Raw genomic sequence first — 22,817 nt, 5'->3', positions numbered from 1 at the left:
GAGGGCGACCCGTCCCACGGGGACGCGCTCACCCCGTCGTCGCGAACGGTTCGAGGGCGTTCGCCAGCTCGGTGCGCACCTTGGCACGCAGCCTGGTGCCCTCGGCGGTGTGCTCCCGCTCCATCAGCTCCCCCTCGGTGTGCACCCGGGAGACGAGTTCGCCTCGCGTGTAGGGCACCAGGGCGTCCACGTACACCTCCGGCCGGGGCAGCCACTCCGCGATCGCGGCGTGCAGCTCGTCGAGTCCGGCACCGGAACGTGCCGAGACGAACAGCGCCTCGGGAAGCAGACCTCGCAGCTGGGCGAACTTGGTGGCGTCCAGGGCGTCCGCCTTGTTCACCACCACGATCTCCGGAGGTCCCGCCGAGTCCTGCTCGGCACCGATCTCGGAGAGGACCTGCCGCACGGCACTCACCTGCTCGTGCGGGGCCGCGTCCGCCCCGTCCACGACGTGCAGCAGCAGATCGGCTCTGGTGACCTCCTCGATGGTGGAGCGGAAGGCCTCGACGAGCTGGTGGGGCAGGTGACGCACGAAGCCGACCGTGTCACTGAGCGTGTAGGGTCTGCCGTCCACGGTCCGCGCCTGCCGGGTGGCCGGATCCAACGTCGCGAACAGCGAGTCCTCCACCAGCAGACCGTTACCGGTCAGGGCGTTGAGCAGACTCGACTTGCCCGCGTTGGTGTAGCCGGCGATGGCCACCGAGGGCACCGAGTTCGCCACGCGCCGGGAACGCTTGGTCTCGCGGATCGTGCTCATCGCCGCGAGTTCCTTGCGGAGCTTGCTGATCCGCTTGTGGATCCGCCTGCGGTCGGTCTCCATCTTGGTCTCACCGGGACCACGGGTACCGACACCGCCGTTACCACCACCGGCACGCCCACCGGCCTGCCGGGACATCTTGTCACCCCAGCCACGCAGTCGCGGCAGGTAGTACTGCAACTGGGCCAGCTCGACCTGGGCCTTGCCCTCCTTGGAGTTGGCGTGCTGGGCGAAGATGTCCAGGATCAGCGCCGTGCGGTCCACGACCTTGAGCTTGAGCTTCTCCTCCAGCTGTCTCAGCTGTCCCGGGGCCAACTCGCCGTCGCAGATCACCGTGTCCGCACCGGCTGCCAGGGCTATGTCGCGAAGTTCGCGTACCTTGCCCGCTCCCACGTACGTGGCGGGGTCGGGGCGGTTCCTGCGCTGGACCACCCCGTCCAGCACCTCGGAACCGGCGGTTTCGGCCAGCCGGGCCAGCTCCCCCAGCGAGGCCTCGGCCTGTTCCGAAGTCCCCTCGGTCCACACCCCGACGAGCACGACCCGTTCCAGCCGCAGGCGTCGGTACTCGACCTCGGTGATGTCGGAAAGCTCGGTGGACAGCCCGGAGACCCGCCGCAGCGAGGCACGTTCGGCCCGTTCCAGCTCGCCGACCGAGAGTTCGTCCCCCTCCGGTACGTGCCCGGCCGTGCCGTTCACGCGCCCGTCGACGTTGTCCGTGTCGGTTCCCCGCTCCGGGCCACCCCCGAAGCGCTCCTCGGTGAAATAACGGTTTGTCAAGTAATCCTTACTCAGCTGCTCGTGGCTCGTTCGAACACGGTCCGCCGTTCCCCTCCCACACGGGGAGGTCGGAAACGACCCAACCACCATGTATTATGGCACGTTCGTCCACCGCTTTTCAGCGATCGACCCCCGAAACGGTCAACGGGGTCCCCTCGGGACAGCTCCACCACGCGGCGTCCAGCCGCCCGTGCGCAACCAGCTCGGCGGGTCCGGTGAGCGTGCTCGTCTCGGGGGTGACCTCGACCTCGACGACACCCCCGGGCACCAGCACGATCCGGGAGCCGCGCTCCTCCCCGGCGGCGCGCACCACGGCGGCCGTAGCCGCCACGGTTCCGGTGCCGCAGGAACGGGTCTCACCCACTCCGCGTTCGTAGACCCGCATCCTGATCCGTTCCCCGTCGAGCGGTTCGACCAGCTCGATGTTCACCCCCTGGGGGAAGAGCTCGGGGTCGTAGCCCGGACGCACCGACAGGTCGAGCTCGGAGACCTCCCCGGTCAGACACACCAGATGCGGGTTTCCCAGGTCCACCGACAGCGCCGACATGGCGTAGCCGTCGACGGTCACGCTGGAGTGCCCGCGAACGACGGCGGCCCCCATGTCCACCGTCACCCGTCCCTGCGGGCCCACTCCCACGGTGCGCGCGCCCGCCCTGGTGCCGACCACGAACTCACCGGCGGAAACCAGTCCCGCCTCGACGAGGTATCGCGCGAACACCCGCACACCGTTGCCGCACATCTCGGCCACCGAGCCGTCCGCGTTGCGGTAGTCCATGAACCACGCGCCGGACGGAACGTCACCGGGTGCCGGCTCGTCCAGCAGAGCGGTGGGCACCACCCGGAGCACGCCGTCGCCTCCCAGACCACGCCTGCGGTCGCACAACGCCCGAACCCTGTCCGGGGTCAGCTCCAGCTCACCACGTGGATCGGGCAGCACGACGAAATCGTTCTCGGTGCCGTGGCCCTTGAAGAACTCCGGTCCCGTGTAAGACTGCACCGGGCCAGTCTATCCCCCGGACGGTCCCGCCCCACCGTGCTCACCGGACGGGAGCCGTTCCCCCGAACAGCCGCTCGCCCACAGCCGCAGCACCGTGTTCTCCAGGTCCGAAGCACCCGCCTGCACCCAGTGGATCCGCTTGTCCCTCCGGAACCAGGAACGCTGCCTGCGAACGAACTTCCTGGTCAACCGCGCGGTTTCCGCCGCGGCCCCGCTCATGTCGGCGGAGGAGTCCAGTTCGGCGAGCACCTGCTGGTAGCCCAACGCCCTGGAGGCCGTGCGCCCGCGACGCAGCCCGGCCCGCGCCAGTCGGCGCACCTCGGTCACCAGACCGGCGTCGAACATCTCGGCGACCCTCCTGTTGACCCGCCGGTCCAGTTCCGCCACCGGACGGTCCAGTCCGACCAGCACCGTCCCGTAACGGGGCGGTCCCGGCTCCGGCAGGTTGGCGGAGAACCGTCTTCCGGTGATCTCGATGACCTCCAGGGCACGCACCAGCCGGCGCCCGTTGGAACGCGGGATGGACTCGGCGGCGGGCGGATCCAGCTCGGCCAGCTCCCGGTGCAGTCGCGCGCTGCCGAACAGCTGCAACCGTTCCTCCCACCGGGCCCGCACGGCGGGATCGGTTCCGGGAAAGTTCAGCTCGTCCAGCAGCGCCTGCACGTACAGGCCGGAACCGCCGACGATCACCGGCGGCACGTCCTCCCGCAACAACCGCTCCACGGTCTCCCGGGCCTGCCGCTGGTAGGCGGCCACCGAGGCGTTCTCGGTGACGTCGAGCACGTCCAGCTGGTGGTGCGCGACGCCCCGGCGCAGCTCGGGCGGCGTCTTGGCCGTGCCGATGTCCATGCCCCGGTAGAGCTGCATGGCGTCGGCGTTGACGATCTCCCCACCGCACCGTTCGGCGAGGCGCAGGGCCAGCTCGGACTTTCCGGTCGCGGTGGGGCCGACGACGGCGAGAGGACACGGCATCATCGTGGGCACTCCTCCAGCCTAGGCAGCCTCGGGACACGGGCGGCGAACCCCGCGTCCCGAACCCCGCTCGTCTCCGGCCGGCGAGCTCATCACCGTCCCGACCGGCTCCACACCGCCACGTGGTACCCCACCCCGAACGGCGCGGCCGAGTAGAGCAGTTCGGCCTCCCAGCGGCCCCCGTCCGAGGCGAGCAGACCGGCCAGCGCACGCAGTGCCGCCCCGCCCCGTACCCCGGACCGGGTCGCCGGCGGGTCCTCCAGCTCCTCCAGACTGCGCGGATCGGGACCGGACAGTCCCGCGCGCAGCAGCGCGGTGACCCCGGCGGGATCGCCCTCCCTGCCGTAGGCACCGAACTCGCGGGGACCGTCGGCGAGCACCAGCAACGCGGTCCGGTCCGTGTCCGCGGCCTCCGCCAGTTCCGCGCCGAGATCACGGGCCCGTTCGGCGGTGACGGCCTCGTCCAACAGCCGCATCCGCATCCCGTTCGCCCCGGCCTGTTCCCGCAGCCATCCACCCACCAGCGCGGGAAGCGGGAGGTTCTCCTCGGGGGAGGACGTCGTCGCCGCCCCGAAACTCACGGGCACGTCGACGCCGAAGCCGGCGAAAGTGCCCCTCGTGGTGGGCGGCAACTCCCCGGTGACCTCGCTGTCGGCGCCGAGGGCGAGCCAGTCCCCGCTCACTTCGGCCAGCCGGGCGACCGCGCGGCGGCAGGCGTCGCGCAGCTCGGCCACCTCGGGAGAGGCCCGCACGGTCAGCCGGGGAACCAGCAGGGGCGGTTGGGGGACCACGACGACACGGCTCATCACACCGACGAACGGTAGAGCCCCCGTGGAGGGACGGGCGGGCCCGGGTGGTCACGGGGGACAATCGCCGGAAGGACACGGGAACGGATTCCTGCCTCCACAGCGGAGGTACCGTCCAATATCGTGGTGGGAGCACACTCTCCCGGAAGAGCTGTCACCGGGCGTCGTCGGCCACAGCCGGACCGGCCGTTCCCGCGGAAGGAACATCCGGTTCGCGCACCGGCCCCGGAACCGCGCGCTGCCCCGGCGTGGCGGACTGGTTGACGCACGGCCCGGCTGTGTGAACACGCCGTCGGCGGCACACCGAACACGTGCCGCCACGTGCCGGCCCCGCCGCCGAGGCGGGGCGCTCGTGCCCGGCACGAGCACCTGAGCGGGCAGAAGGAGGAAGCCGGCCATGACAGACCAGGACACGACGCCGAACACCGCCGACGCACCGGCGGCCGCGGACTCGACGACGAGCGACTCGGGACGTGGCGCCGCGCCCGCGGTACCGATCGCCTCCAGCGATCCGGCGCGCTGGGGCCGGATCGACTCCGAGGGCCAGGTCTACGTACACACCTCGGCCGGGGACCGTTTCGTCGGGGCCTGGCAGGCCGGCGAACCGCAGGAGGGTCTTGCCCACTTCGCCCGGCGTTTCGACGACCTGCGCACCGAGGTGGAACTGCTCGAAACCCGAATCTCGACGGGGGCGGGAGACCCCAAACAGGCGCTGTCCAACGCCAGGCACCTGCGGGACGGACTGCCCGAGGCCTCGGTCGTCGGCGACGTGGACGCGCTGGCCGCGCGCCTGGACCACGTGGTCGCGCGGGCCGAGGACGCGGTGGAACGGGCCCGTCAGGAACGGGAGAAGGCCCGCGCCGATGCGGTGGCCCGCAAGGAGGCGCTGGTCGCCGAGGCCGAGCAGATCGGGGCCGAGTCCACCAGTTGGAAGGCCGCCGGCGACAGGCTGCGGGCCATCCTGGACGAGTGGAAGACCATCAAGGGGGTGGACCGCAAGACCGACGACGCGCTGTGGAAGCGGTTCACCAAGGCCAGGGACGCGTTCAACCGCCGGCGCGGCTCCCACTTCGCGGAACTGGACCGGCAGCGCAACGCGGCGAAGGAACGCAAGCAGGAGCTGGTCGCCGAGGCGGAGTCGCTGACCGAGTCCACCGACTGGGGCCCCACGGCGGAGCGGTACAAGCAGCTCATGGCCGAGTGGAAGTCCGTGGGACGCGCCCCCAAGGACAGCGACGAGGCGCTGTGGAAACGGTTCCGGGCGGCCCAGGACAGGTTCTTCGGCCGCAGGGCCGAGGCCTTCGCCGAACGCGACGCCGAGTTCGCCGAGAACGCCAGGCTGAAGGAGGAACTGCTCGCCGAGGCCGAGCGGATCGACCCGAGCGTCGACCTGAACGCCGCCCAGGCGCAGCTGCAACGCGTTCAGCAGCGCTGGGACGAGATCGGCAAGGTCCCCCGGGAACGGATCAAGGAGCTGGAGGGCAGGCTCCGCGCGGTGAACGAACGGGTGCGCGAGGCCGCCAACACCGAGTGGCGTCGGACGGACCCGGAGGCCCAGGCTCGGGTGGAACAGTTCCGGGAACGTGTCGAGCAGTACGAGCAGCAGGCACAGAAGGCCCGCTCGGCGGGGGACCGCAAACGGGCCGAGCAGTACGAGCAGCAGGCTCGGCAGTGGCGGGAGTGGCTGAACGCCGCGGAGAACGCGTTGACCGACCGGTGACCGGAGGGCCGTGGCCCGGGACGGGGACTTCCCGGGCCATACGGCCGGTCACGCGGGGACGTTCCCGACGGATTCCGCTTTCGAACCGCGTGCAGGTCGGTTTCCCGCCGCGGAGCCGTGGGCACCGCTCACGGGCGGGACCAGACGATACGCAGCCACTGGACCGCCAGGACGGCCATCGCCACCACGGCGAGCACCAACCCGAAGGAGGGGCCACCGGGCTGCCCGGGGGGCACGGTCTGCCTCGACCAGATCGCGATGACCCCCTCGACGGTGACCACCGAACACGCCATCGCCGTGATCCACGCGACGGGCCACCGTCGGGTGGCCAGGGTCAGCGCCCCCAGCAGCACCCCGGCGACGGTGGCGTTGATCGAGAACAACCGGGGCAGCAGCCCTACCTCCAACACCGGGTCCGCCTGTCCGGCGATCACCTGCCAGCCGCTGGCCCCGCCGATCCAGGGCAGCACCGCCGTGAGCACCAGAACCAGCATCACCCCGACGATGACCAGGGCTCGTCCGCCGGGATCGATCCAGCGCCCGGCGGCACGATCGGACCCCGGCGACGCGGTGCGGAAATCCCGCCGTTCGGACTGCTCCACCTCGTTCTCCTCCGTCGGCGACCCGTCGGTCCGCGCGTTCTCCCTCAACAGCCACACCCCTGTTCCACGGGCTCGCCGGCCGGTGCCCCGAAGGAGGGAAGACCGAGGGTCACCCCGGAGGTCTTGGGCCGCTGGCCCGCCTCCCAGTGGTCCCCCGCCTTCGTGCGGCGGTGGTCCAGCAGTCCCCCGTCGGCCAACAGGTGGTGCGGAGCGGCCTGGCTGATCCGGGTGCGGACCACGTCCCCCGGTCGGAGCCGTTCCCGGAGTTCCTCGTCCGGGGTGAAGTGCACCAGACGTCCGTCCCGGGCGCGTCCCGACCAGCGTGCGGTGTGGGCGTTCTTGCGGCCCGCGCCCTCGGCGACGAGCAGTTCGACCTCACTGCCCACCAGGGCCTCGTTGGCCTCCAGGGAGATCTCGTTCTGCAACTCCACCAGCCTGTCGTAGCGCTGCTGCACGACCTCCTTGGGCAACTGCCCCTCCATCTCGGCGGCCGGGGTCCCCGGCCGCTTGGAGTACTGGAAGGTGAAGGCGCTGGCGAAGCGGGCCCGGCGCACCACCTCCAGGGTCTGCTCGAAGTCCTCCTCGGTCTCACCCGGGAAACCGACGATGATGTCCGTGGTGATCGCGGCGTGCGGCATGGCCGCCCGGACCTTCTCCACGATCCCCAGGTACCGCTCGGCGCGGTAGGAGCGCCGCATCGCCCTGAGCATCCGGTCCGATCCCGACTGCAACGGCATGTGCAGCTGTGGGCACACGTTCGGGGTCTCGGCCATGGCGGCGATGACGTCGTCGGTGAAGTCCCGGGGATGCGGCGAGGTGAAGCGCACCCGCTCCAGCCCCTCGATCTCGCCGCAGGAACGCAGCAGCTTCCCGAAGGCGTAGCGGTCACCGAACTCGACGCCGTAGGCGTTGACGTTCTGCCCCAGCAGCGTCACTTCCAGCACGCCCTCGGAGGCCAGCGCCTCCACCTCGGCGAGCACGTCGCCCGGACGCCGGTCCTTCTCCTTGCCGCGCAGGGAGGGCACGATGCAGAAGGTGCAGGTGTTGTTGCACCCCACCGAGATCGACACCCAGCCGGAGTAGGCGGACTCCCGACGCGCCGGAAGCGTGGAGGGGAACCTGTCCAACGACTCCAGGATCTCCACTTCGGCTTCCTGGTTGTGCCGGGCACGTTCGAGCAGCGTGGGCAACGAGCCGAGGTTGTGGGTCCCGAAGACGACGTCGACCCACGGGGCGCGCCGCACGATCTCGCCGCGGTCCTTCTGCGCGAGGCAACCGCCCACGGCGATCTGCATGGCGGGGTTCTCCTGTTTGGCGGAACGCAACCGGCCGAGATTGCCGTAGAGCCGGTTGTCCGCGTTCTCCCGCACCGCGCAGGTGTTGAACACGACCACGTCGGCGGTGCCCTCCTCGGAAGCCCGCACGTAGCCAGCTTCCTCCAGCACTCCGGAGAGTCGCTCTGAGTCGTGCACGTTCATCTGGCAGCCATACGTGCGCACTTCGAATGACTGAGGCACCCGGTTGTCCGTCACGGCCCCACCATATCCCCTGGTGGAAAGCACTCCTCCGTGGTATCGGGGTGGCTCCCCCCACGGTGCCGGAGAACACCCGGCCGGGAGCGTTCCCCACCGGAAGGGCCCCTCACCACACGTGTCCGCATGACTCCTCTCCGTCCGGATGGCCCATGCGGCGGACGGACGTAATCGAGTTGCAATCTCCGGTGATCGCGCTGATCTGGACTCAGGGGCACGCGCGGCTTAGGTTGCCGACATCGTGTCCTCCGCCCCCGACCCGGTCTGGAGATCGCATGACCGAGGCTTCCACGGACACACCGATGATCCGGGTGTCCGCGGTCGACAAGTACTTCGGCTCCTCGCACGTGCTCAGGAACGTGAACCTGGAGATCCCCCGCGGTCAGGTCGTGGTGGTGCTCGGTCCCTCCGGCTCGGGGAAGTCCACGCTCTGCCGGGTGATCAACAGGCTGGAAACGGTGGACTCGGGCTCGGTCCTCGTGGACGGGAACCCCCTCCCGGAGGAGGGACGCGCCCTGGCCGAGCTGCGCGCCGACGTCGGAATGGTGTTCCAGCAGTTCAACCTGTTCGCCCACAAGAGCGTGCTCGACAACGTCACCCTGGGACCGACCAAGGTCCGTGGGCTCTCCAAGTCCCAGGCCCGTCAGGAGGGCATGCGTCTGCTGGAGCGGGTCGGGATCGCCGACCAGGCCGACAAGTACCCCGCCCAGCTGTCCGGCGGCCAGCAGCAACGCGCCGCGATAGCGCGCGCGTTGGCCATGCGCCCCAAGGTGATGTTGTTCGACGAGCCGACCTCCGCGCTGGACCCGGAGATGGTCAGCGAGGTGCTGGAGGTCATGGCCGGTCTGGCCGCGGAGGGCATGACCATGCTGGTCGTCAGCCACGAGATGGGGTTCGCCCGCCGCGCCGCCCACCGGGTGCTTTTCATGGCCGACGGGGAGATCGTCGAGGACACCACCCCGGAGGGGTTCTTCGAGTCCCCCGAGTCGGAACGTGCCCGGGACTTCCTGAGCAGGATCCTCACCCACTGACCCGCCCGCACGCGAACGGGCCAGGACATCACGGCCGAGACCGGAAGGGACACTCATGCGCACAGGGAAAACGACCGTCGCCGCGTTGGCGGCCGTCACCGGGCTGCTGCTCACCGCCTGCGGTGGAGGCGGCGGGTCCACGGAGGACTCGAAGGAGTTCACCGCTCCCGTCGCCGAGAACCCCTCCTTCGAGGAGGGGACCACGATGGCCCACCTCGCCGAGCAGGGCACGATCACCGTCGGAACCAAGTACGACCAGCCCCTGTTCGCCCTCAAGGGGCTGGACGGCGAGATGCGGGGCTTCGACGTGGCCATCGCCGAGATCATCGCGGGACGGCTGGGGATTCCCGCCGACCGGATCAACTGGCAGGAGACCCCGAGCAAGGACCGGGAGAAGTACATCCGCGACGACACGGTCGACATGGTCGTGGCCACCTACACCATCAACGACAAACGTGACGAGCGGGTCGACTTCGCCGGCCCCTACTACCGGGCCGGCCAGGACCTGATGGTGCGCGCGGACAACGAGTCGATCACCGGCCCGGAGTCGTTGCGGGACAGTGACGCCGAGGTCTGCTCGGCCCACGGCTCCACCCCCTCAGAACGGATCCGCGAGTACGTCGACAACTCCAGGGTGGTGCTGTTCGACTCCTACTCCAAGTGCGCCGACGCGTTGAGCAACGGCCAGGTCCAGGCCGTCACCACCGACGACGCGATCCTCATGGGACTGGTCAGCGAGAGCGACAACGAGTTCAAGGTGGTCGGCGAGACCTTCAGCGAGGAGCCCTACGGGGTGGGCATCCCCGAGGGCGACGTCGACTTCTGCGAGTTCGTCAACAAGAGTCTGCGCATCGCCGCCGAGGAGGGCACCTACCAGGAGGCGTGGAACGCCACGGCGGGCCGGGTCTCGGACAGGACGCCGGAACTTCCCGAACTCCGCTCCTGCAGCTGACCGGTGTCGCCGGAGGGCAACGGGCGACCGCCGCCCTCCGGCCGTTGGAGGGAACCGTGCAAGTCCTCATAGCCAACCACGGGGCCTATCTGAGCGGGATCGCGACCACCCTGTGGCTGTGCCTCTACTCCGGCGTGCTCACCCTGGTCGTGGGGACGGTGATCGCGGGATTCCGGGTGTCCCCGCTGACGCCGCTGCGTGCCTTCGGCACCGCCTGGGTGACGGTGTTCCGCAACTGCCCCCTCGTGGTGGTGCTGTTCTTCATGGCCTTCGCGCTGCCCGTCCTCGGGCTCAACGCCTCGTACTTCGTGTTCGGCACGGTGGGGCTGGCCCTGTACACCTCCGCGTTCGTCTGTGAGGCGATCCGCAGCGGGATCAACTCCGTGCCCGCCGGACAGGCCGAGGCGGCCCGTTCGATCGGCCTGGGTTTCACCCAGACCCTGGGGCTGGTGATCCTGCCGCAGGCGGTGCGCAGCATTATCCCCCCGTTGGGCAGCGTGCTGATCGCGATGATCAAGAACTCGGCCATCGCCGGAGCCTTCGGGGTGGGCGGGGACCTGTACATGACGGGCACCCGGCTGTCCTCCGCCCAGGGCGAGGCCGTGGTACCGGTGCTGATCGGTGTGGCGCTGGGCTACCTGGTCATCACCATCCCGGCCGGTCTGCTGCTCGGCTACGTGGAACGGAAGGTGGCGATAGCGCGATGACCGGTTCCGTGCTGTACGAGGCGCCGGGGCCGCGCGCCAGGCGCCGCGCACGCCACGCGAGTGTCGTGACCGCGCTCCTCCTGCTGGGGGTGCTCGGCTGGGTGATCCACTGCTTCGCCGCCGAGGGCGAACTCACCTACGAGAAGTGGGGCGCGCTGATCGACCCCACGAACGAGAACTTCGGTCCGCTGTGGACGTTACTGGGCGGCGGACTCGCCAACACGCTGCTCGCGGCCGGGTGGGCCATCCTGCTCTCCCTGGTCATCGGCACCGTGCTCGCGCTGACCAGGATCACGGCCGCGGCCTGGTACCGCTGGGCGGTGGTGGGGGTGATCGAGCTGCTGCGCGGCACCCCCGTGGTGGTGCTGATCTTCTTCTCCGCCCAGGCCCTGCCCGCGCTGGGGCTGAACGTCTCCCTGATGTGGGCCCTGGTCATCGGGCTGACCGCCTACAACTGTGTGATCATCGCCGAGATCGTGCGCGCGGGCGTCACGGCACTGCCCGTCGGCCAGAGCGAGGCGGCCTACGCGGTGGGGATGCGCAGGCACCAAGTGCTGCTCCACGTGCTGCTGCCCCAGGCCTTCCGCGCCATGCTTCCCGCACTGATCAGTCAGCTCGTCGTGGTCCTCAAGGACACCTCGCTGGGTGTCACCATCAGTTACGCGGAGTTCGTGCAGCGCGGCGAGATCGCCATCGAGAACCTGGACAACCAGATCCAGGTCTATCTGGCGCTGGGTGTGGTCTTCATCCTGATCAACTACACGCTGAGCAGAATCGCCGTCCACACCGAACGGGCACTGAGCAGGGGGAGGTCCGCCGCCGGGGAGCCGGAGAGCGCGGCCGCCACCGGGGACTGAGGACGGGTCAGTCCTCCCCGCCGCCGGGGCCGTTCCCACCAGCGTCTTCCGAGCTCTCGGTCTCCTCAGCGACGACCGGGGCCGTGGCGTTCGGCCGCCGGCGCAGCAGGGTTTCTTCCGCGTTCCGCCGCCACTGTCCGCTCTCGACGGCCCCCGCGAGGATCCCGCGCAGCCGGGTGCGGAACTTCTCGTCGCCGGCGGCCACCACGACGAGGTGCTCGACGCGTTCGCCGTCTGCTCCCGGGGTCACCGCGTAGGGAGCCACCACGCGAATCCCCTCGGCCGAGGGAGGGATCCCGCCCAGCTGGATGTCCACGCTGCCCCGGGTGAGAGCCCCGGTACGCAGGTTTTCGGGCAGTCTCCGGAAGGCGAGCTGCTCACGGGGGTCCAACCCCAGCCCCTCGGCGAACAGCCGGGCGATGCGCACGTCGAACCCCCGGTAGCTTCCCTCCGAACGCCGCACGAAGTCGGGCGCGTCCGCGCGGAGCCCGACCAGCAACGTGCCACGACGTCGGATCTCGGCCACCGTGGGAGAGCCGGGAAGTTCCGTCGCGGCCGATTCCGTGGCGGAGTCCTCCGGCGCGGCCGTGTCGGTGCGCGCGTTCTCGGCGGGTGGCAGCGCGGCACCTCCCCGGTTCGCGTCGACCCCGCCGCACCCGGACAACACCGTGACCACGACCGCTGCCACGGCCACCGCCGACACCCACCGGACTCGCATGTCCACCATCCTCGTGTGCCCGCCCGCCGGTGTCCACTCCCTCCTGTCCGACGGGAGCGCCCGGAACCGGGTCGGTGTGTCCGGAGTCGGACCAGCAGGTCATTCGGAGCGGAGTCCTTGGGGTAGTGTGGGTATCTGGATCGGTTGTGATACTCGGCTTACAGCGGATAGGCTCCAACAGGTCCATACCAATCGAGGCGCCAGTGTCGTCGCCCACCCGTCAGTCACCCCGTACCGCATCGGGAGGCGATGAATGTCCCAGGCCAGCTTGCACCCGGTGATCCGACGGGTCACCGACCGCATCGCCGAACGCAGCGCGAGCTCCCGCCGTGCCTACCTGGAACGGATCCGAGCGGCCAAGCACACGGAACCGGCCCGGGCGAACATGGCCTGCAGCAACCTCGCGCACGGTTTCGCGGCGATCAGCGGCACCGACCGCGAGTCCGTCAAGGGACTCGTCCGCCCCGGCGTGGCCATCGTGTCCGCCTACAACGACATGCTCTCGGCGCACAAGCCCTACGCCGAGTTCCCGGAGTGGATCAAGGAGTCCGCCCGGCAGGCCGGCGGGGTCGCCCAGTTCGCCGGCGGTGTACCGGCCATGTGCGACGGCATCACCCAGGGCCGCACCGGCATGGAGCTGTCCCTGTTCTCCCGCGAGGTCATCGCCATGTCCACGGGCGTGGCCCTCTCCCACGAGATGTTCGACGCGGCCCTGCTGCTCGGCATCTGCGACAAGATCGTGCCCGGTCTGCTCATCGGAGGCCTGTCCTTCGGGCACCTGCCCATCACCCTGGTACCCGCCGGTCCCATGCCCTCCGGCCTGCCGAACAGCGAGAAGAGCAGGATCCGTCAGCTGTTCGCCGAGGGCAAGGCCAGCAGGCAGGACCTGCTGGAGGCCGAGTCCGCCTCCTACCACTCCCCCGGGACCTGCACCTTCTACGGCACCGCCAACTCCAACCAGCTCGTGGTCGAGACCATGGGACTGCACCTGCCCGGAGCCACCTTCGTACCCCCGGGTACCCCGTTGCGCAGGGCGCTGACCGAGGAGGCGGCCAGGAACGCGGTCCGAGCCGCCAAGGACGAGCAGGCCCCCTCCATCGGGGAGATCGTCGACGAACGGGCGATCGTCAACGGTGTGGTGGCCCTGCTGGCCACCGGCGGCTCCACCAACCACACCCTGCACCTGCCCGCCGTGGCCGCCGCGGCCGGAATCGACCTCACCTGGGACGACTTCTCCGAACTCTCCTCGGTGGTGCCGCTGCTCGCCAGCGTCTACCCGAACGGTTCGGCCGACATCAACCACTTCACCGCGGCCGGCGGTGTGCAGACCCTGATCGGGCAACTGCTGGACGCCGGACTCCTCCACCCCGACGTGAACACCGTCGCCGGACCCGGCCTGGATCGGTACCGGCAACAGCCCTTCCTGGAGGACGGGGAGCTGGTCTGGCGGGACGGGCCCCGCCACAGCCTGGACACCAGTGTGCTGCGCGGCGTCTCCGAGCCCTTCGACACCGAGGGCGGACTCCGCGTGCTGGAGGGCAACCTCGGCCGCGCGGTGATGAAGATCTCGGCCGTCCGACCCGAGAACCGCTCGGTCACCGCGCAGGCCCGCGTGTTCGACGACCAGGAGGAGTTCAAGGCCGCGTTCCGGGCCGACGAGCTCAACAGGGACGTGGTCGTGGTGGTGCGCAACCAGGGGCCGCAGGCCAACGGTATGCCCGAACTGCACGGCCTGAGCCCCAGCCTGGGAGTTCTCCAGGACCGTGGCCACCGGGTCGCCCTGGTCACCGACGGACGCATGTCCGGCGCCTCCGGCAAGATCCCCTCGGCCATCCAGGTGACCCCCGAAGCCAGTGCGGGCGGTCCCCTGTCCAAGGTCCGCGACGGGGACATGCTCCGCGTCGACGGCGAGCAGGGAACACTCGAGGTGCTCGTCCCCGACGCCGAACTGGAGTCCCGTCAGCCGGCGACCCCGGCCACGGCCGAGCAGTTCGGCACCGGCAGGGAGCTGTTCACCACCTTCCGCCGCGTCGTCGGACGCGCGGACCGGGGAGCGAGCGTCTTCCCGGCCCCGGAGCAGCACAGCGTCCCCGACGAGATCTCCGCCTGACCCACGAGCAGGAAACGGACAACCGATGCGAGCCGCAACCGAGATACTCGACATCAGCCCGGTCATCCCGGTGGTCGTCCTCGACGAGGCCACCCAGGCCGTGCCGCTGGCCCGGGCGTTGCAACGCGGGGGAATACGCACCGTGGAGATCACCCTGCGCACCCCCGTGGCACTCGAGGCCGTCGAGCGCATCACCGCGGAGGTGGAGGACGTCTCCGTGGGCGTGGGAACGGTCACCGAACCCGGCCAGGCGGAGAAGGCAGCCCGCGCCGGGGCGGAGTACCTGGTCACCCCGGGAAGTACCGACCGACTGCTGGACGAGGCCAACGAGACCGGCCTGCCCACCCTGCCGGGCGTCAGCACCGTCTCGGAGGCGCTGCGGGTCGCCGAACGCGGTTTCACCGCGCTGAAGTTCTTCCCCGCCGAACCGGCGGGAGGAGTTCCCTACCTCAAGGCCCTGGCCAGTCCGCTTCCCGGACTGACCTTCTGCCCCACCGGAGGAATCACCCCGGACAACGCGGGACGCTACCTCGCGCTGCCGAACGTGCGGTGCGTCGGCGGTTCCTGGCTCACCCCACGGGAGGCACTGGGCAAGGGTGACTGGGGGCAGGTGGAGGCACTGGCCCGCCAGGCCGTCGCCCTCGGCTGACCCCCGACCCGCCGCCCGCCGGGTGTCGCGACACCCGGCGGGCGGTTCGGCGGAACGAGCGGATCAGCGTACCGGCTCCACCTTGGTGCTCGGGTCCCCGTCGATCGCCGCGGCCAGTCGCGGCACCAGCCCGTCGAGCGCGATGGGCAGGCTCAGCGGGCTGGCGAACGAGACCGCGCCGTTGAGCGTGCTGCCACGCGGCATCGTGATGTCCCGTCCCTGCCGGACGGTGTCGAGCTGCTGGTAGACCTGCTGACGGGAGACGCTGTCCTCGGGCGCCCCGTAGATCCCGAGCAGCAGGACGTCCGATTCGAGAACCCCGAGGCGTTCCTTGCTCAACTGAACCGGTTCCCGGTTCTCTCCGGAGAACAGCTCGCTGGCCGCCCGCGGCATCCGGAAGCCGAGTGAACGAAGCAACCGTGGGGCGGGCCCCTCGGCGTAGACCCACACCTCACCGCTGATCGAGGTGGCCAGCAGTCCGGTGGCTCCCTCGAAACGCGGATGCCGGGACTTGATGTCCTCGAAACGGGACTCGATGTCGCCAACCAGTTGTTCGGCCTTGTCCCGTCTGCCGAGAGCCCGTCCGATGATCCTGGTCATGTCCTGCCAGGGAACGCTGAAGTTCGCGAACTCGGCGGGCTGTGCGACAGTGGGGGCTATCCGGGAGAGCTTGGTGTACTCCTGCTCACTCAGCCCCGAGTTCACGCCGATGATCACGTCGGGATTCAGTGCGGCGATCCGTTCGAACTCCAGCTCCTCACGGGCCAGCACCTCGGGCAGGTCCCGCTGACCGAGGGCCTCGCGCGCCCACGGCCACAGCGCCCCGTCCTTGCCGCCGAACCACTCGCGCGTGCCCACGGGGGCGGTGCCGAGGGCGAGCACGGTGTCCTGGTCGGTGAGCCCGACCGTGACCACACGCTTCGGTCGCCTGCGGATCTCGGTGGTGCCGTGCTTGTGGTCGATCCGCACCGGGAACCCGTCCTCCCCGGAGGAGCCCCCCGCATCATTCCCCTTACCGGGGGCACAGGCCGTGAGCAGCAGCACACCTGCCCCACCCAACAGCCCTCTGCGGCTGATGCCCGAACTCAGTGGACCGAACGTGTTGCGCGACATTGATCATCCTTGATACCGGAAACGATGTTTAGGTTAGGCTAAACAAATAGGTTTCCGGGTTCAAGGCCCCCCGACGCCGGGCGGCCCGGATCACATCACCCTGGCCCCGGCGAGCATCCCCACGGCCTCGCGCAACGAGTCGGCCACCGGGCGACCGGTGGCCTCCAACGCCGCACGTGACATCACTCCGGTGGACACGAGCACGCATCCCGCGCCCACCCGCTCGGCGGCCTCGGCGTCGTCGACCACGTCCCCGACGACCACGGCCTCGGAGGCCCGCAGACCGAGCGAGTCCAGGTGCGCGGTGAGATGGGCGGTCTTGGAACCACCTCCGGTGGAGTCCCGCAACCCGTCGACACGCTCGAAGAACCCCACCAGGCCGAAACCCTCCACCAACGGGACCAGTTCCTCGTGGAAGAACATGGACAACAGGGAGTGACTGCCTCCGGCATCCGACCAGTCCCGCAGCGAGTCCCACGCGTCGGGGGCCAGCTCGCAGGTGTGCAGCAACGCCCGGTACGTCTCGTGGTAGGTCCGGTCGATCGTGGGCCAGTCCCGCTGCCCGAGTTCACGACCCAACAGTCTCTCGTAGGAACGTCGCAACGGCCTGCCGAAGATCGCGCGCCACTGTTCGAGATCCACCCGACTCGCTCCGAAGGCCGAGCACACCGCGTTGACCCCCGCGAGGACGGCGTGGTTGTCCGCCAGCAGCGTCCCGTTCCAGTCCCACACTATGTGATGCCCAGCGGGCACGACGGTCGATTCGCTCACCGGCGGAGCCTATCGACTCCCCTCCCGCGAGCCCAGGCACAGGTCACCCGTCCCGGAAAAGCTCACGGATCCGGCTCGGTGTCCTCGGACAACTCCTCGAGGGAGGCCCCCGCGGACTCCAGTTCCTCCCGCACGACACGGTAGGCCAACGCCCGGCCGTATCCCTTGCGCGCGAGCATCGCCAACAACCGACGTGCCCTGGTCCGTGGCTCGACGGCGGTCATCCCCCCTGCCCTGCGGCGCACCAGCTGGCGGGCACGCTCCACTTCGGCGTCGGTGTCCACGCTGTCCAGCGCGGCCCGGACGGTGTCCCCGTCGATCCCCTTGCCGCGCAGCTCCTCCTCCAACGCCCTGCGGCCGAGACCGCGTTCGCGGTGACGACTGCGCACCCACTCCGTGGCGAACGCGGCGTCGTCGACCAGTCCCGCCGCGACGAACCTGTCGAGCACCGCGTGCGCCGTGTCCGCGTCGATCCCGTGCCGACGCAGGGCGCGCAGCAGCTCGGCGTGGCTGCGCGCCCGTGTGCTCAGCAGGCGGTACACGGTGTCGCGGGCGAGCCTCTCGGCAGCCCCCGTGCCGACCACCTCGGCGGCCTCCGCGTACTCACCCTCGTCCGCCGGAACATCTCCGGTGGCACCCTCCTCCGAACGGGGTCGGCTCACCGCGCCACCGTCCCTTCTCTACTCAGAACTCCACCGGCGCGGGCTCATCCTGCTGTCCCTGCTGCTGCGCCTCGGAGGAAGAGCCCGAACCTATGCCCAGCTTCTCCTTGATGCGTTTCTCGACCTCGTTGGCGATGTCGGGGTTGTCCCGCAGGAACTTACGTGCGTTCTCCTTGCCCTGCCCCAGTTGGTCGCCTTCGTAGGTGTACCAGGCGCCGGACTTGCGGATGAACCCGTGTTCGACACCCATGTCGATCAACGAACCCTCGCGGCTGATGCCGTGCCCGTAGATGATGTCGAACTCGGCCTGCTTGAACGGTGGGCTCACCTTGTTCTTGACCACCTTGACCCGCGTGCGGTTACCGACGGCGTCGGACCCGTCCTTGAGGGTCTCGATCCTGCGCACGTCCAGTCGGACCGAGGCGTAGAACTTCAACGCCTTGCCTCCCGTGGTGGTCTCGGGAGACCCGAACATCACTCCGACCTTCTCGCGGAGCTGGTTGATGAACACCGCCGTGGTCTGCGAGGTGTACAGCGCCGAGGTCAGCTTGCGCAACGCCTGACTCATCAGCCTGGCCTGCAGGCCGACGTGGCTGTCCCCCATCTCGCCCTCGATCTCGGCCTTGGGCACCAGGGCGGCCACGGAGTCGATGGCGATCACGTCCAGCGCGCCGGAGCGGATCAGCATGTCGGCGATCTCCAGTGCCTGCTCGCCGGTGTCGGGCTGGGAGACGAGCAGCGAGTCGGTGTCCACTCCGATCGCCTTGGCGTACTCGGGATCCAGCGCGTGCTCGGCGTCGATGAAAGCGGCCGTGCCCCCCGCCTTCTGGGCGTTGGCCACCGCGTGCAGGGCCACCGAGGTCTTACCGCTGCTCTCCGGACCGTAGATCTCGACGACGCGCCCCCGGGGCAGCCCCCCGATCCCGAGGGCGACGTCCAGCGCGATCGAACCGGTGGGGATGGCCTCCACGGCCGGACGCGTGTCCTCGCCCAGCCGCATCACCGATCCCTTGCCGAACTGCTTGTCGATCTGGGCGATGGCGAGTTCGAGCGCCTTGTTCTTGTCGTTGCTCTTGTCGCCGCCCTTGTCGGATGTTGCTGCCATCGGGGCCACCTCGGTCGGGTCGAAGGGTCGTGGTCTCAGGTACCGACGCTACGGGGAAGGGGCGACAGTCCGACCGCCGGTTCGTCGACCCGTGGACAGCCGCGCCCGCTGTGGATCCATTCTACCCGAACTGGTGTTCGATAACGCCCCCGATTCCCCTCTCCCGCGTGAGGGCGTGGACGCTGACCAGGTGCGATCTATCCCCGAAAGGGTGATACTGGCACGGCAGCGGCACTCAGCCAGCTACCACGAGCACCACGTGTGCCGGGAGGTGCCCGATGCGCATCGACCGCTACCTGCCCCCTGAGCACTGGTTGAGCAAGGTCTACCGCGCGGGAGCCGCCGCGTTCGGGGGCGGACTGATCGCCTTCGGAGTGCTGGGCTTCACCAACAACCTCGGCTTCTTCTCCACCAGCGGAACCCAGATACTGGGACTGTCCAGCAACGGACTGCTCTCGCTGATCTCGGTGATCGTGGGGGCCGTGCTGATCGCCGCCGCCGCGGTGGGCGGACCGCTCGCCTCCACCACGACAGCCACGATCGGCGGGCTGTTCCTGCTCTCCGGCCTGCTCAACCTGGCCGTGCTCGACACGGCCTGGAACCTGCTGGCCTTCGAGATACAGAACGTCGTGTTCAGCCTCGTGGCGGGTATGCTGCTGTTGTTCGTGGGCCTGTACGGCCGAGTCAGCGGGGGCCTGCCCAGTGACAATCCCTTCGTGCGCTACCGCAGACACGAACCTCCCGAAGGGGAGGTGCCCGAACAGCGCGCACGCGAGCGCCAACGCGCCGAGGAACTGAAACCGCTCGCCGAGGCCGAAGTGGCCCTCGGCGAGGGACATGCCACCCCGGAGCAGGAGAGGCTGGTACGCACCGAGGCGAATCGCCTGGCCAGGGCGGAACGGCGCCGCGCCTACGAGCACTACGCACACCTGCAACAGGCGCTGCGAGAGCAGCGCGGCGAGTCCTCCTCGGGGAGCGCGGAGGAGGAGCCCCAGCGCTGAGCTCCGCGGGGACGGGGAGTCGCTCGACGGGTCAGCGCCGTCGGGGCGGCACCTCGAAGGCGTCGCAGAGCACGGTCCAGACCCGTTTGGGCTCCCAGCCGGCCTCGAGGGCCTCGTTGACGGTGCGCTCCCCCAACGCGGCCAGCACGTGGTCCCTGGCCAGGGTGTCGGCCCTGATCTCACCGAATTCCTCGGCCATCCGCCGCCGCAGAGCTGTGTAGCGCATCGACCCCACTCTACGGGCACCGACACGGCCCGCCGTCCCGGCGGAGGGAGCGGGCCCACCCCGCCCCGGAACGGCTAGGCTGGGGACATGCTGCAGGCCGACCCGACCGGGTTCTCCTCGTTCTGGGGCCAGTTGGTCGTGGCCCTGATGCTGCTCGTCATCGTGATCCTGCTGCTGCGCAACCTGTGGAACCGGCGCGACAGGTGATCGCGCGGACCGACCGGACAACCCGGTACCACGGCTCCAGCGGGACCGACGAGCACGGCGTTGTGTGACACGCCGGTTCCGCAGCGTCCTACCGACAGGCGAACACTTCCGGGAATCCTCTAAGGTGCTGACCCGTGACCGCTGCACCCTCTCCACGTTGTGAACGAGTGGTGGAACTCTCCACCGAGGAACTGCGCGCCCGCCTCCCCGAAGCCGTGCGGCTCTACGTCACGGCGATGGGATACCCCTCCTGGACGACCCAGCAGCGCATCCCGGTCTGGTCGGCCCACATGTCCCGCTCCGGCTGGCGCTGTGTCGCCGCCTTCAACGACCGCGACGAGCTGAGCGGGATCGGCTACGGCTACTCCGGGGACGCCGGGCAGTGGTGGCACGAGCAGGTACGTCGGGGGATGCAGGAACACCTCCCCCCGGACCAGGTCAAGGGCTGGCTGGACGACTACTTCGAACTGACCGAACTCCACGTGCACCCCGAGGCCCAGGGCCACGGACTCGGCCGGAGCATGCTGCGCACCCTGCTCTCCACGGCACCCGGGGCGAACGTGTTGCTGTCCACCCCGGAGGGGCCCACCAGGGCGTGGCGGCTCTACCGCCGGATGGGATTCACCGACATACTCCGCAACCACCGCTTCATGGGGGACCCCCGGCCCTTCGCGGTGCTCGGCAGGTCGCTGCCGCTGGACACGTGACCCGAGCGGTGCCCCACCGGCGAGAGCTCCCGAGCGCACCGGGGCCGGTCGGCACCGGCCCCGTCGGGTCCCCGCGGTCAGATCCTTGAAAGCCGCTCGCGCAGGGTGTCCAGCCCCATCGAACCCATTTCCAGGGCCTCGCGGTGGAACCGCTTCAGGTCGAAGTCCGCACCGTGCCGCTGCTGGGCCTCCTGCCGGGCGGACAACCAGAGGCGCTCGCCGAGCTTGTACGAAGGGGCCTGCCCTGGCCAGCCGAGATAGCGGTCGATCTCGTCCCGCACGTTGGCGGTGTCGGTGATCGTGCGGGTGAGCATGAACTCCAGCCCGAGTTCCGGTGTCCAGGTCCGCCCCTCGTGGAATCCGGTGCCCCGAGGGATCGGCAGCCGCAGGTGCATGCCGATGTCCACGATCACCCTGGCCGCGCGGAACAGCTGCTCGTTGAGCATTCCCAGCAGGTCGCCGTCGTCGGACAGGTAGCCCAACTCCCGCATGAGCCGCTCCGCGTACAACGCCCACCCCTCCGCGTGGGCGGAGACGGTGCAGGCCAGACGTTGGAACTTGTTCAGGCGGTGGGCCTGGTACACGGCCGTCGCCACCTGCAGATGATGGCCGGGCGCCCCCTCGTGGTACACGGTGGACAACTCGCGCCAGGTGGGGTACTCCTCCTTGTCCGCGGGCACGGAACGCCACATGCGTCCGGGGCGGCTGAAGTCGTCGGTGGGAGGCGTGTAGTACGCCCCGGTTCCCCCGCCGGGCGGAGCGATGCGGCACTCCAGGGTCATCAGCGGATCGGGAATGTCGAACTGGGTGCGACGCAGCTCCCCCAGAGCACGGTCGGAGACCCGCTGCATCCACTGCGCCAGGGCCTGCTGCCCGTGCACCCGGTAGCGCGGGTCGGCGTCCAGCGCGGCTGCGGCCTCCGCCAGGGTGGCCGAGGGTTTGATGCGGTCGGCCACCCGCTTCATCTCGGCCTCGATGGAGGCGAACTCGTTCCATCCCCACTCGTAGGCCTCGCGCAGGTCCAGATCCGCACCGATGAAGTACCGCGACCAGAGCCGGTAGCGCTCCTCCCCCACGGCGTCCTCGGCCGGAGCCTGCGGCAGCAACTCCTCCCGCAGGAAGTCGGCCAGCTCCGCGTAGGCCTCGGAGGCCAGGGCCGCACCCCGTTCCAGTTCGTTCCGCAACGCGGGCTCCACCTCGCCGGCACGCGTGATCAGGGCGGTGAAGAAGGAACCGCCGTCGCGGCGTCCGGACCAGGTGTCGCACTGCTCGGCGACCCGTTTGACCTGGCGTGCCGCCGAGACCTGCCCCCGGGCTGCGGCCTCGGCCAGCCCCGAGGTCAGCCCCTTCACCGCAGCGGGCAGCGCGGCCATCCGCTTGGCTGTGTCGTGCCACTGCTCGGCGGTGTCACCCGGCATGAGATCGAAGACCTGACGCAGTTCCTGCACCGGGCTGGCGATGACGTTCAACGAGGACATGTCGGCGCCGGCCTCGTGGAGTTCGACCTCGAGTCCCACCCGCTCGGTGAACACGGCCTTGGCCACCGCCTCGGCCTCGTCGACCGGTTCGGCCTCCGACATCTCGGCCAGGGCGCGCCGGGCCAGCTCACCACGCGCTCGGTGGCCCTCCGGCGAGTAATCCGTCAGCTCCTGCTGACGAACCGGGACTCCCAGGGACGTAGCGGTGATCGGGTCGAGCTCGGCCAGCTCGTCCACGTACCGGTTGCTGATCTCATGCACACCTCGGGCCTCGGATGACATGGCAGCACGCTACCGCGCCCGACCTGTCCACCTCGACACCGCTCCGGCGGCGGCACCCCGCCCCACCTCCGGTTCAAC

At 69.8% G+C, this 22,817-nt stretch carries 22 protein-coding genes; 9 read left to right on the top strand and 13 right to left on the bottom strand.

The genetic code is table 11. From position 1 onward, the window contains the following. Positions 1-28 precede the first annotated feature (28 nt). The 4 genes from hflX to CEP50_RS00375 all read right to left on the bottom strand — a co-directional run bounded on the left by hflX (position 29) and on the right by CEP50_RS00375 (position 4,309). Positions 29-1,624, bottom strand: coding sequence for a GTPase HflX (gene hflX, locus CEP50_RS00390; RefSeq protein ID WP_219905247.1), 1,596 nt, complete (start codon positions 1,622-1,624; stop codon positions 29-31). 28 nt (positions 1,625-1,652) lie between these two features. Next, the gene (gene dapF / locus CEP50_RS00385; protein ID WP_106111912.1) at positions 1,653-2,531 is read right to left on the bottom strand and encodes a diaminopimelate epimerase; all 879 of its coding nucleotides are present in this window, start codon (positions 2,529-2,531) and stop codon (positions 1,653-1,655) included. A gap of 9 nt (positions 2,532-2,540) precedes the next feature. Then, positions 2,541-3,506 (bottom strand): tRNA (adenosine(37)-N6)-dimethylallyltransferase MiaA, encoded by a 966-nt coding sequence (miaA, locus tag CEP50_RS00380; RefSeq protein ID WP_106111911.1) that lies wholly within the window; start codon positions 3,504-3,506, stop codon positions 2,541-2,543. An 89-nt stretch (positions 3,507-3,595) separates the two neighbouring features. Continuing rightward, entirely contained in the window at positions 3,596-4,309 is a 714-nt protein-coding gene (locus CEP50_RS00375) for a hypothetical protein (RefSeq protein ID WP_106111910.1), read from the bottom strand. 397 nt (positions 4,310-4,706) lie between these two features. Here CEP50_RS00375 and CEP50_RS00370 point away from each other — a divergent pair, with 397 nt between their 5' ends. Further along, entirely contained in the window at positions 4,707-6,029 is a 1,323-nt protein-coding gene (locus CEP50_RS00370; RefSeq protein WP_106111909.1) for a DUF349 domain-containing protein, read from the top strand. 128 nt (positions 6,030-6,157) lie between these two features. Here CEP50_RS00370 and CEP50_RS00365 read toward each other — a convergent pair whose 3' ends face one another. Continuing rightward, positions 6,158-6,631: an Rv2732c family membrane protein gene (locus CEP50_RS00365; protein ID WP_258174613.1), complete on the bottom strand. Its 474-nt coding sequence runs from the start codon at positions 6,629-6,631 to the stop codon at positions 6,158-6,160. Positions 6,632-6,675: 44 nt separating this feature from the next. Further along, entirely contained in the window at positions 6,676-8,148 is a 1,473-nt protein-coding gene (gene miaB, locus CEP50_RS00360) for a tRNA (N6-isopentenyl adenosine(37)-C2)-methylthiotransferase MiaB (RefSeq protein ID WP_106112249.1), read from the bottom strand. Positions 8,149-8,465: 317 nt separating this feature from the next. Between miaB and CEP50_RS00355 the strand changes: the two genes are divergently transcribed. From CEP50_RS00355 to CEP50_RS00340, 4 genes are read left to right on the top strand one after another with little or no spacing between them, the layout of a single operon-like run. Continuing rightward, the gene (locus CEP50_RS00355; RefSeq protein ID WP_181188166.1) at positions 8,466-9,194 is read left to right on the top strand and encodes an amino acid ABC transporter ATP-binding protein; all 729 of its coding nucleotides are present in this window, start codon (positions 8,466-8,468) and stop codon (positions 9,192-9,194) included. A 55-nt stretch (positions 9,195-9,249) separates the two neighbouring features. Continuing rightward, a complete protein-coding gene (locus CEP50_RS00350) occupies positions 9,250-10,146 on the top strand; it encodes a glutamate ABC transporter substrate-binding protein (protein WP_106111906.1) in 897 nt (298 codons plus the stop codon). 56 nt (positions 10,147-10,202) lie between these two features. Continuing rightward, complete coding sequence (locus CEP50_RS00345; RefSeq protein ID WP_106112248.1) at positions 10,203-10,853, top strand: amino acid ABC transporter permease; 651 nt, start codon at positions 10,203-10,205, stop codon at positions 10,851-10,853. After that, positions 10,850-11,710, top strand: a complete 861-nt coding sequence (locus CEP50_RS00340) for an amino acid ABC transporter permease (RefSeq protein ID WP_106111905.1) — start codon at positions 10,850-10,852, stop codon at positions 11,708-11,710. Before CEP50_RS00345 ends, CEP50_RS00340 begins: the two co-directional genes overlap by 4 nt. A 7-nt stretch (positions 11,711-11,717) precedes the next feature. Here CEP50_RS00340 and CEP50_RS00335 read toward each other — a convergent pair whose 3' ends face one another. Then, positions 11,718-12,428 carry a hypothetical protein gene (locus tag CEP50_RS00335; RefSeq protein WP_258174611.1) on the bottom strand — a complete coding sequence of 237 codons (711 nt, stop codon included), beginning with the start codon at positions 12,426-12,428 and terminating at the stop codon, positions 11,718-11,720. A 253-nt stretch (positions 12,429-12,681) separates the two neighbouring features. Between CEP50_RS00335 and edd the strand changes: the two genes are divergently transcribed. Then, positions 12,682-14,538, top strand: coding sequence for a phosphogluconate dehydratase (gene edd / locus CEP50_RS00330; protein ID WP_106111903.1), 1,857 nt, complete (start codon positions 12,682-12,684; stop codon positions 14,536-14,538). A gap of 25 nt (positions 14,539-14,563) precedes the next feature. Beyond that, positions 14,564-15,187: a bifunctional 4-hydroxy-2-oxoglutarate aldolase/2-dehydro-3-deoxy-phosphogluconate aldolase gene (gene eda / locus CEP50_RS00325; protein ID WP_106111902.1), complete on the top strand. Its 624-nt coding sequence runs from the start codon at positions 14,564-14,566 to the stop codon at positions 15,185-15,187. Positions 15,188-15,250: 63 nt separating this feature from the next. Here eda and CEP50_RS00320 read toward each other — a convergent pair whose 3' ends face one another. The 4 genes from CEP50_RS00320 to recA form a co-directional block, all read right to left on the bottom strand. Beyond that, a complete protein-coding gene (locus CEP50_RS00320; RefSeq protein WP_106111901.1) occupies positions 15,251-16,300 on the bottom strand; it encodes an iron-siderophore ABC transporter substrate-binding protein in 1,050 nt (349 codons plus the stop codon). 90 nt (positions 16,301-16,390) lie between these two features. Next, entirely contained in the window at positions 16,391-17,071 is a 681-nt protein-coding gene (locus tag CEP50_RS00315) for an HAD family hydrolase (RefSeq protein WP_258174610.1), read from the bottom strand. A 62-nt stretch (positions 17,072-17,133) separates the two neighbouring features. Continuing rightward, positions 17,134-17,733 (bottom strand): regulatory protein RecX, encoded by a 600-nt coding sequence (locus CEP50_RS00310; RefSeq protein ID WP_106111899.1) that lies wholly within the window; start codon positions 17,731-17,733, stop codon positions 17,134-17,136. A gap of 22 nt (positions 17,734-17,755) precedes the next feature. Next, entirely contained in the window at positions 17,756-18,838 is a 1,083-nt protein-coding gene (gene recA, locus CEP50_RS00305; protein ID WP_106111898.1) for a recombinase RecA, read from the bottom strand. A gap of 278 nt (positions 18,839-19,116) precedes the next feature. Between recA and CEP50_RS00300 the strand changes: the two genes are divergently transcribed. Continuing rightward, entirely contained in the window at positions 19,117-19,839 is a 723-nt protein-coding gene (locus CEP50_RS00300; RefSeq protein WP_106111897.1) for a DUF4383 domain-containing protein, read from the top strand. Positions 19,840-19,870: 31 nt separating this feature from the next. Here CEP50_RS00300 and CEP50_RS00295 read toward each other — a convergent pair whose 3' ends face one another. Continuing rightward, positions 19,871-20,065, bottom strand: coding sequence for a DUF3046 domain-containing protein (locus tag CEP50_RS00295; RefSeq protein WP_106111896.1), 195 nt, complete (start codon positions 20,063-20,065; stop codon positions 19,871-19,873). A gap of 341 nt (positions 20,066-20,406) precedes the next feature. Here CEP50_RS00295 and CEP50_RS00290 point away from each other — a divergent pair, with 341 nt between their 5' ends. After that, positions 20,407-20,979 (top strand): GNAT family N-acetyltransferase, encoded by a 573-nt coding sequence (locus CEP50_RS00290; protein WP_181188145.1) that lies wholly within the window; start codon positions 20,407-20,409, stop codon positions 20,977-20,979. A 77-nt stretch (positions 20,980-21,056) separates the two neighbouring features. Here the strand turns inward: CEP50_RS00290 and CEP50_RS00285 are convergent, their stop codons facing one another. Then, on the bottom strand, positions 21,057-22,739 hold the full coding sequence (locus CEP50_RS00285; protein WP_106111894.1) for a DUF885 domain-containing protein: 1,683 nt from the start codon (positions 22,737-22,739) through the stop codon (positions 21,057-21,059). Between the last annotated feature and the right edge of the window lie 78 nt (positions 22,740-22,817).

The sequence above is a fragment of the Actinopolyspora mortivallis genome (assembly GCF_003001495.1).
Taxonomy (GTDB): Bacteria; Actinomycetota; Actinomycetes; order Mycobacteriales; family Pseudonocardiaceae; genus Actinopolyspora; species Actinopolyspora mortivallis_A.
The sequence above is the reverse complement of the archived record's forward strand: the minus strand, read 5'-3'. Positions and strand labels throughout refer to the sequence as shown.